Source organism: Azohydromonas aeria, assembly GCF_009760915.1.
Lineage (GTDB): Bacteria > Pseudomonadota > Gammaproteobacteria > Burkholderiales > Burkholderiaceae_C > Azohydromonas > Azohydromonas aeria.
This window is the reverse complement of the sequence record NZ_VIDQ01000017.1, coordinates 94,745-105,900: the sequence shown is the minus strand read 5'-3', so window position 1 is coordinate 105,900 and position 11,156 is coordinate 94,745. Positions and strand designations below refer to the sequence as shown.

Sequence of the window (11,156 nt, the reverse complement as noted above, 5' to 3'; positions counted from 1 at the left end):
CACGGCCGCCTCGCGCGGCGCGCCGGCGCCATCGGCCGCCGCGGGCCGGGGCACGACGATGCGCTCGGTGGCCGGCGGCGCGGCGGCTTCCTGCACCGGCGCGCTCGCCGGCAAGCTGCCGCCCGACTCCGCGGGCCCGTCCGCAGGGGCCGGCAGCGTCGGCGCCATCAGGTCGGACCCGCGCAGCCGCTGCGCCAGCAGCTGCCTGGCCTCGCGCTCCAGCTGCTGCGAAAAGGCCACGCCGTCGCGGCCGACATGCTGGCTGTGGCTCATGGCCAGGTTGTCCAGCAGCGTCTGGCTTTGCAGCTCGTCGCCCAGGTCCAGTCCCATGCCGGCCGTCAGCTCCAGGCTCTCCCGGGCCGAATCGCGTACCGCGTGCTGCACGAACAGCCCCGGCGCCATGGCCTGGGCGATGTCGCGCTGCTGCGGCTCGTACGCCACCGGGAAGATCTGGTCGCCGAACTTCACGAAGGCCGAGTTGCCGCGGATGGTGACGACCAGCGTGGCGGTGCTGGTGCTGCCGTCGGCGTCACGGATGGTGTAGGTGAAGCGCTCGGTGAGGATCTTGCCGTCGCCCAGCGCCGCCACCGCGGGATGGGCATCGTCCACGGCATAGACGTAGCGGCCGTCGGCCTCGACGCGCAGCGTGCCGTACTGGCCGCGCAGCGCGCCCGCGCCCACGCTGCCGCTGCGGCTCTCGAAGGCAATGCCGACCACGGTCACGGGCGCATCCGCGCCCAGGCGGTCGGCCACGTCGCCATCGCCGCGGCCGGCGCCGCCGAGCAGGTTGCCGCTGGCCGTGGCACGCGGCAGCGCGATGCCCAGCTGCGCCGCGTCGTCGCGCGCCAGCGGCGCGTCGTCGAGCACGAGCACGCGCAGCGTGCCCGCCACGCGGTCGCCGTCGCGGTCGAGCACCTGCAGCGCGATGTCGTCCGTGACGTCGCCGCCGCTGCCCGCATGGGCCTGCGGCGACGACAGCACGTAGCGCCAGGACACGGCGCCGCTGGCCGCGTCGTAGCCGGTGAGCGTGAGCACGCCGCGCGCGGTGACGATCTCCAGCGGCGAGCCGCCCAGGGCGGCCAGCCGGGCGGCGCTGACGAAGGTGCCGCCCACGCTCACGCCCTGCAGCCCGTCGGGCGCGCTCACGACGAAGCGGCCCTGCGTCGCCTGGCTGCCGTCGGCGTCGGCCAGCCCCCGCTCCGACACGCTGGCCTGGCCGGTGGCGCCGCCGTTGCCGTCGTCGATGACGAGTGTCGGCACGTCATTGGTGCCGCGGATGGTGATGACCAGCGTGGCGCTGCTGGTGTCGCCGTCGGCGTCGGTGAGCGTGTAGGTGAAGCGCTCCACCAGCGTCTCGCCCGCGACGAGGCGCTGCACCAGCGGGTTGGCGTTGTCCAGCGTGTAGCTGTAGCTGCCGTCGGCGTTGCGGGTGATGGTGCCGTAGGCCGGTACCTCGCCGCCCCAGGTCACGGTGTGCTGCGCCAGCGTGCCGTCGCCCGGCGTGTCGTTGGCCCGCACGCTGCCCGTCAGCGGCGTGGCCGTGTCCTCGTCCACGCTGCGGCTGTCGTCCACCGCCACGGGCAGGTCGTCGGTGCCGCGGATGGTGATGACGAGCTCGGCGCTGCTGGTGTCGCCGTCGGCGTCGGTGAGCGTGTAGGTGAAGCGCTCCACCAGCGTCTGTCCCGGGCCGAGCTGCTGCACCAGCGGGTTGGTGTTGTCCAGCGTGTAGCTGTAGCTGCCATCGGCGTTGCGGGTGATGGTGCCGTAGGCCGGTACCTCGCCGCCCCAGGTCACGGTGTGCTGCGCCGGCGTGCCGTCGCCCGGCGTGTCGTTGGCCCACACGCTGCCCGTCAGCGGCGTGGCCGTGTCCTCGTCCACCGTGGCAGCGTCGTCCTGGGCCACGGGGGCATCGTTGGTGCCGGCGATGGTGATGCGCAGCACGGCCGTGCTGGTGCCGCCGTCCGGATCGGCGAGCGTGTAGCTGAAGGTGTCAGTCAGCGTCTGTCCCGGGCCGAGCTGCTGCACCAGCGGGTTGGTGTTGTCCAGGTCGTAGCGGTAGGTACCGTCGGCATCGAGCCGCAGCACGCCGTAGCTGCCGGTCAGGCCGATGCCCACGGCTGCCGTGCCGTCGGTGCTGGCGCCCCCGGTGCCGGGGCGCACCGCGCTGATGCGCAGGCTCGACAGCGGGTTGTCGGGATCGCTGTCGGCTTCTGCGCTGACCCGGCCGGTGATGACGTTGCTGCCGACGAACACGCTGTCCTCGCTGATCGAGTGCGTGTCGTCGACCGCTGCCGGCGGGTCATTGGACGCTTCCAGCGTGAGGACGCCGACGAGCGCGTTGCTCGGCCGCGCAGGCCCGCCGGCATTGCCGCCGGGCTGCGCGTTGTTGCCGTCGTTGAGCTCGATGCGGTAGCTGCGCGTGGCGTCGGTGCCGTTGGCGGTGGGGTTGTCGCTGCTGGAGCGGTAGGCCAGCGCGTTGAGCACCGTGCGCACCTGCGCCAGCGTGGTGTCGGCATCGAAGCTGACGGTCAGCGCCGTGCCGACGCCGCCGGCCACCGTCACGCCGGCGGGCAGCGCCGCGGGATCGAGGTCGACGAACAGGATGTCGCCCGGGCGGTAGCCGGCGGCGTCGGTGAGGCTGACCGTGAGGCTGCCGCTGCCGAACACCGCCGGGTCCAGGCCCGGGGTGGTGGCCAGGTCCACGTCGCTGACGTCGCCGCCGGCGAGCAGGCGTACCGACTCGGTGCCGGTGGCTGCGTTCTCGCGCACGGTCGCGCCCGTCGTGCCGCTGAGCACCGGGGCGTCGTTGACGGGCACCAGGGTGATGGCGACCTGTTTCGGCGTGCCGTTGTTGGCCTGGCTGCCGCTGCCCGTGTCGCCGCCGAAGCGCGAGCCGCTGTCGTCGAAGGACATCGTCAGCGTCACGTCGCCGGCGGCGCCGGCATTCATGTCGCCGTTGACGTTGGCACCGGCCTGGTAGCGAAGGCCGCGCGTGGCGTCCTTGAGCAGCGCGTCGATGTCGGCGGCCGCGCCCGTGAGCGTGACGGAGGCGCTGCCGTCGCCACTGACGGTGACCGTGCGGCCGCTGACCGTGAAGCTGCCCTCCGCGGTCCCCACGGCACCCAGGTGGAGCGTGCCGTGGTTCACGCCCAGCGTGACCGAGACCGGGGTGCCGAAAGCCGCGCTCTCGGCATCGCTGACGCCGAAGCGGTTGCCGATGAAGGTGAGCGTGTCCTCGTCGATGTCGAGCGTGGCGGGCGCGACGAGGTCGGGCTCATCGTTGACGCTGGACGCGCGCACCTGCACGAAGGTCGAGTGGAGGTTGCCGGTGATGGCCCCGGTGGTGGGCACGCTGGCCGTGTACCAGTCGTACTCGGTCGAGGGCACGGCCACGGTGCTGGCCGTGGCGCTGGCCGGCTGGTTGTAGGCGCCGCCGTTGGCACCGGTGCCCAGCAGCTTGCCGTCGGCGTCGCGCAGCCGGTCGTCGGCGATCACCTGCACCCGGTACAGGGCGTCGCGGTCGTCGGCGAAGGTGAGGGTCAGCCCCGCCAGGGCGTCGTTGACCTGCTGCCGCGTGCCGCTCAGCACCAGGTAGTCGCCGTTGCCGGTGTGCTCGCGCTGGCCGTCGCCGTCGAGGTCAACGCCCACCACCGCGCCCGCGCCTGCGCCCGGCGCCAGCGTCACGCCGGCATACGTCGCCGCGCTCACCGGCAGGCTGCCGCTGGCCGGGAGCAGCCGCACCGTGACCTGCAGGAAGTCGGTTTCCCGGGCAGTGGTTCCGAGGCCCACGTCCGGCGTGGTGACGAAATCCAGGTCCGCGTCGGCGACCCGGAACACGGCCACCGGGTTGTTGGCCGCCACGGCGCTGTCGATGTTGATGATGGCGGCGCTGGTCACGGAAACGACGGGCGCGTCGTTGGCCAGCGGGTCGAAGTAGATCCAGAACTCGTTGCCGGCCTGCTCCTTGTCGCCGTCCGCCACCGTGAAGACGAACTTGTCGTCCGGCGTGGTCGCCGACGGTGCCGCGACCGGCTCGCTGCCGCGCTGCACGTAGTAGATGCGGCCGGCGGCCACGTCGGCCTTGGTGAACGCCGAGCCCGCGCCCAGCAGCGTGAAGGTGGTGCCGTTGGTGGAGTACGCCAGCGAACCGTGCGTGGGCGCGGCGGTGATGCGGTACTGCACCTGCTGGTCGGTGCTGTCGGGGTCGAAAGCCTGCAGCAGCGTGCTGGTGATCTGCGTGAACGTGCCCTCGCGGGCGTACAGCGGCTCGTTGTAGCTGACCTGGACGCCGGGACGCTCCGGGTCCGTCGGGTCGGCATTGCCGGGCCGGGCCGCGATGGCCGGCGGGTCGTTGACGTTGGTGATCTGAATGGTCACGGCGGCCGTCGTGGCCGAGAGCGCGCCCCAGCGGTCCACGGACCGCACCTGGAAGCTGGTCTGGCGCGTTTCGAGGCCGTCGCTGACGAAGCGCAGCCCCGTGGTGGCGGCGGAACCGGTCAGCAGCGAGGCATCGAGCGTCTGGCCCGCCGTCACGGCGGTCCAGGTGACCCCGTTGTCGCTGGAGGACTCCAGCGTGCCGCCCGTGGGCAGCGACACGACCTGGAAGCGCAGCGGCAAACCGCCGCCGGCGCCGTTGTTGTAGGCGAAATTGGCGCCGCCGCCGGGCAGCGTGTCGGCGGCCTCGTAGAGGCCTGCGCCGTCCGTGGAGATGGCGTCATCGGCATCGGCCACGGCGAGCTGGCCGGTGGTGATGTAGGCCGTGCCGCCTTCGCGGATGACGGTGGACGTGGAGCCCGTGACGGTGGGCAGGTCGTTGACCGGCGTGATGCGGAAGGCGAAGGTCGGCTCCCAGCGGTCGATGGCCAGGCTGCCGCCGCCGCCGTCGACGAGCACGCCGGCCGATACCGAGAACCTGACGCTGGACTCGAAGTCCTCGCTGGCGCCGTCGTGCACGTAGCGCAGCAGGCCGACCGGCGCGGGCTGCACCGGGTTGCCCGAGGGGTCCAGCGTCACGCCGTTGCCCGCGTTCAGGTCGGCCTGGGTGAACGTGTCGTAGCGACCGAGCGCGACCCAGGCGCTGCCGTTCCAGCGCTGCAGCGTGCCGTTCCAGCCCCCGCCGGCCGGGCCGCCGTCGAGGCTGGCCACGGTGTAGACGATCTGCTGCGGGTCCACGACGCCGTTGGGCGTGGTGACGCTGTAGCTCAGCGACGCCGCCGACAGCACGACGGCGCCACCCTCGCCCAGGCTGGCGTCGGCGCCGAGGACCTTGGTCGCGCTGTTGCCCGGCGGGTCGGGCGTGGGGTCGGGCGTGGCGGGCTGGGGGTCGTAGTCCGGATCGGCGGTCTGGTCCAGGCCCACCGTGAAGTTGAAGGTGCTCAGCGGACTGGCGGCGCCGCTGCCGGCGTGCACGCCGCCGGCGCGCGCGTACTGCGCGCCGGCGGCGTCCCAGAACAGCGACGTGGCGTTGTCCACCACCTGGAACTTGAAGGTGTCGTACAGGTCGCCGCCGGCCAGGTAGGTCTGGACGTAGCTCACCTGGTTGGCGCGCAGCTGCGCCAGCGTGAAGGTGCTGCCCACGGTCAGCGTCTTGCCGGCGAGCTGCAGCTGGCCATGGCTCAGGTCCGCCAGGTCCGTCACGATGATGCTCACGGCTTCCGCGCTCGAATCCACGTCCGTGATCCGGAACATGCTTTCCTGCAGGACCACCGAGCGCACGCCGCTGCCCTGGGGCACGTCGGCGCGCAAGGGCGCATTGGCCTGGTCCAGCACCGGGTCGTCGTTGACGCTGCGCACGCTGATGGCGATGGTGGCCGCCGTGCTCGCCGGCGTGCCGGTGCCGCCGCCGCCGTCCGAGACGAGCACGCCGAAGCTGTCGCCGTACGGGTAGCCGCTGCCGGGCTCGCGGCTGCTGAGGTTGGCATAGGTCAGCCGGGCGCGGTCGGCGTACGCGAACTCGAAACCCACGCCGACGGCCACGCCGTCGAAGTACAGCGCGCCGTCGCTGGGCAGCGCCGTGATGAGCACGCGCAGCGTCGCGGGGTCCTCGTTGTCGCCACCGTCTCCGGCGACGATGAAGCTGCCGATCGGGGGCGCGGCGTTGGCGGGTTGCCCTTCGTACGCGCTGCCCGTGCCCGACACGGTCGGCGGCAGGTTGACCGCCGCGATGTTGAGCGTGACGACGGCGGTGGCCGACGCCGCCACGGGCGTGGCGCCGTCGTTGAGCCGTACCGTGAAGGCATCGGGCAGGTTCTGGTCGGCGCCGGTGGCGGTGTGGACGTAAGCCAGCCGGCCGGCGATCACGTCCGCCTGCGTGAAGATCGAGTCCACGCCCAGCCGCGCGCCGTTGAGCGTGAGGTAGCCGTGCTGCGGCTCGGCGTTGAGCCTGTAGACGAGCTGCGCCATCACCTGCGTGCCGAAGGCCACTTCCGGGTCGAACGCCCCCAGCGTGGCCGCGGCAATGGTCGTGGTGGCGCCCTCGCCCACGCTCTGCGCAACGGGGACCAGGGTCGCCGGGTCGTTTGACGGCGTCACGGTCACGGCGATCGAACGCGTCGTGCCGTTGAGGGTGGCACCGTTGACATCGACCGCCGACACCGCCACCGAAAGCGTGCCGCTGAGCGCCGTGTTGCCGATCTCGTCCTCGGTAGCGTTGAAGCGCAAGGCGTTGAGCCACGCCAGGGCCGTCGCGGACGTGCCGCTGAAGCTCAGCGTCGAGCCCGTGTCGGTGCCGTTCTGCAGCTGGCCCAGCGCGGCGCTGCTCAGGGTCGCGGTCACCGTGACGTTGCCGTTGGTGCCGTCCGAGACCGCCCAGCCCGAGGAGAACGCGAAGCTGGACACGCCCGCCGCGTTGTTGGCGCTGGCCTCGATCACGGTGATCGCGGTCGTGCTGATGGTGACCGAGGGATTGGCCAGCAGGCCGCTGTAGCCGTCCACCACCAGTGCGCGCGTCTCGATGGCACCGACGGCAGCCTCCAGCGTCCAGTCGCCGCCCGCGCGCGCCGCGCCGGTGGCATTGGTGGAGGCGGCCACGTCGGCGCCGGTGAGCTCGGCCAGGCGCTGCAGCAGCTGCGTGCCGTCATGCGCCAGGTCGCAGCCGTAGAGCAGGATGTCGGCGTCGCTGCCCAGCGCCGCGCCGATGGCCTGCCATTGCGCCGCCTGCCGCGCGGCGCTGCCGGCGTCCACGGTGCCGGCGCCCAGGCGCAGCTCGCCGGCGGCGGCGTGGCTGAAGATGGACAGCGACGCGATGCCCGACTGCCCCTGCAGCGCCGCGGCCAGCTGCGCCACGCCGTCGGCCTGCGGCGTCAGCAGCACGACTTCGCCGCCGGCGGGCACGGCCGCAGCCAGCTGCTGCCAGTTCGCCACGCCCTGGTCGATCACGTAGACATGGCGCTGCGGCGCCGGGGCGGCCGGCTCGGCAGCCGCGGGCTGCGCCTGCTCGGCCGCGGCAGGCTGCGCGTCATGCCCGTCGCCGCCCTCGTGGTGCATGTCCGCCCCCACCGCGGCGGCCTCGACCAGCGCCGCGCCGTCGAAGAGCTGCCGGCTCTCCAGGGCAAAACGATGGGCACGGGGCCGGAACTTGGGAGCGGGCTTGGCAGCGGTGGGCATGGGCAGGTCAGCGGCGGCGTGAAAGCCGGCGGACCGGGCGCAGGACCGGCTGGCGGCGCGCACGGGCCAGCGCCCGAAAACGGCGTGACTCGCGGCGTCAAGCGGCTGCGGCCGGGTCCGCGCGGCAGGCGGGTCGGCAAATCAACTGCATCACTCTAGACGCCGATTTGTTACAAGACTGTAGCTTTGGTGCAATGAAATGACAGCCTCATGCAGTCTTACCGTTTTCCGCGACGGCCCAGATGACACAGCTGCTGGGCTTGCCACCAAAAGAATCGGCAGCTCTGTCAAAAACCCACCGCCGCGCCGTCGCGGCGCGGGTCGCTGGCCGCCACGAAGCCGTCCAGCGCCGGGTCGCCCAGGCGCCAGATGAACTGCCCGGCGCCGAAGTCCTGGTAGCTGTCCTCGATGACTTCCAGGCGGTGGCCGCGGTCGAGCAGGCCCTGCACGGTGGCCGCCGGCATGGCGGCCTCGACGTTGATCGAGAGCCCGGCATTGAAGCGCCAGCGCGGCGCATCGCAGGCGGCCTGCGGGTTCTGGCCGTGGTCGAGCATGCGCACGAGCGTCTGCAGCTGGCCCTGCGGCTGCATGTTGGCGCCCATGACGCCGAAGCTCATCACCGGCTGCCCGTCGCGCGTGAGGAAGCCCGGGATGATGGTGTGGAACGGCCGCTTGCCCGGCGCCACGACGTTGGCGCTGCCCGCGTCCAGGCTGAAGGCATGGCCGCGGTTCTGCAGGCTCAGGCCCCACTCGGGCAGCACCACGCCGGAGCCGAAGCCCATGTAATTGCTCTGGATGAAGCTGACCATCATCCCCTGCTCGTCCGCGGCCGAGAGGTAGATGGTGCCGCCGCGCGGCGGGCGGCCCGGGCCGAAGTCCTGCGCCCGGGCCGGGTCGATCAGCGCGGCGCGCTGCGCCAGGTAGGCGGGGTCAAGCAGGTGCTCGGTGGTGCACTCCATGCAGTCGCGCTCGGCCACGAAGCGGTAGACGTCGGCAAAGGCCAGCTTCATGGCCTCGATCTGCAGGTGGTGCGCCTCGGGGCTGTCCGGGCCCAGGGCGCGCAGGTCGAAGTGCTGCGCCATGCCCAGCGCCATCAGCGCCGCCAGTCCCTGGCCGTTGGGCGGGATCTGGTGCAGCCGCCAGCCGCGGTAGTCCTGGCCCACGGGCTCGACCCATTCGGGCGTGTAGCCGGCAAGGTCCTGCAACGTGAGCGCGGCGCCGGCGGCGCGCGCCGCCGCGGCCAGCGCCTGCCCGATCTCGCCGCCGTAGAGCGCCTGCCCGCCGGTGTCGGCGATGGCGCGCAGCGCGCGCGCCGCGCCGGGCAGCGCGAAGCGCTCGCCCACGTGCGGCGCCCGCCCGTGCGGCAGGAAGGCCGCGGCAAAGCCGGGCTGCTGCGCGAGTTCAGGCAGCGCCGCGGCGGCGGCCCACTTCTGCTGCACCACCACCGGCACGGCGTAGCCGCGCGCGGCGACGTCGATGGCCGGCGCCAGCACGCGCGCCAGCGGCAGCCGCCCGAAGCGCTGCGACAGCGCCACCCAGGCCGACACGGCGCCGGGCACGGTGACGCTGTCCCAGCCGCGGCGCGGCGGCGTGGCGGCGCCGGCGCCGTACCGGTCCGTGAACCAGCGCGGCGTCCAGGCCGCGGGCGCGCGGCCCGAGGCGTTGAGGCCGTGCAGCGCCGTGCCGTCCCACAGGAGGCAGAAGGCGTCCGAGCCCAGGCCGTTGCTGCAGGGCTCCAGCACCGTCATGGCCGCGGCGGCGGCCACCGCGGCATCGACCGCGTTGCCGCCGGCGGCGAGCATGCGCAGCCCGGCCTGCGCCGCCAGCGGGTGCGAGGTGGCCACGACGTTGCGCGCGAACACCGGCAGCCGTGGCGTGGGATAGGGATTGCTGTAGTCAAACATGGCGCGGCTCCCGCGGAGCAGGTGAGGTTGTCGATGCACCGAGTTTGGGAGCAGCGCGCGTGCCTTGCCGCAGGCCAGCCATGAAAAAGGGCCGCACGCGGCGGCCCTTCGGGGTTGGCGGGGAAGCGCGATCAGTCCGCGTCCTGGAACGCCACCTCGCGCTTGTTCTTGATGGAGGGCAGCATCACCACCACGATCATCAGCAGCGCGGCCAGCAGCAGCCCGGCCGAGAGCGGGCGCGACATGAAGGTGGACCAGTCGCCGCGCGACAGCAGCAGCGCGCGGCGCAGGTTCTCTTCCATCATCGGGCCCAGGATGAAGCCCAGCAGCAGCGGCGCGGGCTCGCAGCCGAGCTTGTAGAACAGGTAGCCCACCACGCCGAAGCCGGCGGCCATGTACACGTCGAAGTTGTTGTTGTTGAGCGTGTACAGGCCGATGGCGCAGAAGGTCATGATGGCCGGGAACAGGAAGCGGTAGGGCACCGTCAGCAGCTTGATCCAGATGCCGATGAGCGGCAGGTTCAGGATCACCAGCAGCAGGTTGCCGATCCACATCGAGGCGATCAGGCCCCAGAACAGCTCGGGGTTGCTGGTCATGACCTGCGGGCCGGGCTGGATGCCCTTGATGGTCATGGCGCCCACCATCAGCGCCATCACGGCGTTGGGCGGGATGCCCAGCGTGAGCATCGGGATGAAGCTGGTCTGCGCGCCGGCGTTGTTGGCGGCCTCGGGGCCGGCCACGCCGCGGATGTTGCCCTGGCCGAAGGGCACCTCGCCGGGGCGGCCGCGGGTCTTCTTCTCCACCGTGTAGGCGGCGAAGGAGGCCAGCAGCGCGCCGCCGCCGGGCAGCACGCCCAGGATCGAGCCCAGCGCCGTGCCGCGCAGCACGGCCGGGAAGGCGTCCTTGAAGTCCTGCCGGGTCGGCCACAGGCCCTTGACGTCCTTGGTGAAGACCTCGCGGTGCTCGGCCGGACGGCCCAGGTTGGAGATGATCTCGCCGAAGCCGAACACGCCCATGGCGATGGCCACGAAGCCGATGCCGTCGGTCAGCTCCGGGATGTCGAAGCTGTAGCGCGGCACGCCGGAGATGACGTCGGTGTTGATCTGCCCCAGCAGCAGGCCCAGCACGATCATGGCGATGGCCTTGACCAGCGAGCCCGAGGCCAGCACCACCGCGCCGATGAGGCCCAGCACCATCAGCGAGAAGTACTCGGCCGGGCCGAACTTGAAGGCCAGCTCGGTCAGCGGCGGCGCGAAGGCCGCGATGATGACGGTGCCCACGCAACCGGCGAAGAACGAGCCCAGGCCCGCGGCGGCCAGCGCCGGGCCGGCGCGGCCCTTGCGCGCCATGGTGTAGCCGTCGATGGCCGTGACCACCGAGCTCGACTCGCCGGGCACGTTGATCAGGATGGCGGTGGTAGAGCCGCCGTACTGCGCGCCGTAGTAGATGCCCGCCAGCATGATCAGCGCCGGCGTGGCGTCGAGCGAGTAGATGCTGGGCAGCAGCATGGCGATGGTCGCCACCGGCCCCAGGCCCGGCAGCACGCCGATGAGCGTGCCCAGAATGGCGCCGCCCAGCGCCCACAGGATGTTGGAGAACGTGAAGGCGGTCTGGAAGCCCAGCGCCAGGTTGTCGAGCAGTTCCATG

General features: G+C 72.4%; 3 protein-coding genes. All 3 read right to left on the bottom strand.

What is annotated here, in order from left to right:
• Positions 1–7,605, bottom strand: a 7,605-nt coding sequence (locus FJ694_RS12880; protein WP_157267637.1) for a cadherin-like domain-containing protein, incomplete at its 3' end; no start/stop codon positions are given.
• Positions 7,606–7,892: 287 nt separating this feature from the next.
• Positions 7,893–9,509, bottom strand: coding sequence for a gamma-glutamyltransferase family protein (locus FJ694_RS12875; protein ID WP_157267636.1), 1,617 nt, complete (start codon positions 9,507–9,509; stop codon positions 7,893–7,895).
• Positions 9,510–9,640: 131 nt separating this feature from the next.
• Positions 9,641–11,155: a tripartite tricarboxylate transporter permease gene (locus tag FJ694_RS12870; RefSeq protein WP_157267635.1), complete on the bottom strand. Its 1,515-nt coding sequence runs from the start codon at positions 11,153–11,155 to the stop codon at positions 9,641–9,643.
• Between the last annotated feature and the right edge of the window lies 1 nt (position 11,156).

Excerpts from the sequence above, each read along its gene's own strand:
- FJ694_RS12875 (WP_157267636.1), bottom strand. The coding sequence starts at position 9,509 with ATGTTTGACTACAGCAATCCCTATCCCACGCCACGGCTGCCGGTGTTC.
- FJ694_RS12870 (WP_157267635.1), bottom strand. The coding sequence starts at position 11,155 with ATGGAACTGCTCGACAACCTGGCGCTGGGCTTCCAGACCGCCTTCACG.